Raw genomic sequence first — 251 nt, forward strand, 5'->3', positions numbered from 1 at the left:
GAGTATTTAGCCTTGGAGGATGGTCCCCCCATATTCAGACAGGATTTCTCGTGTCCCGCCCTACTTGTCGCACGCTTAGTTCCACACATCGCATTTCACATACGGGACTATCACCCGCTATGGTTCCAATTTCCAGTGGATTCTGTTATGCGTCATGCTAAAACGTGCAGGCTCTTCCCATTTCGCTCGCCACTACTTTGGGAATCTCGGTTGATTTATTTTCCTGCAGCTACTTAGATGTTTCAGTTCGC

The 251-nt window shown here is 48.2% G+C and carries 1 rRNA gene; it reads right to left on the reverse strand.

What is annotated here, in order from left to right:
* Positions 1-251 (reverse strand): 23S ribosomal RNA (locus MRBLMU1_RS29585); the annotation flags it as partial.

The sequence above is a fragment of the Burkholderia sp. LMU1-1-1.1 genome (assembly GCF_040675865.1).
Taxonomy (GTDB): domain Bacteria; phylum Pseudomonadota; class Gammaproteobacteria; order Burkholderiales; family Burkholderiaceae_D; genus Rugamonas.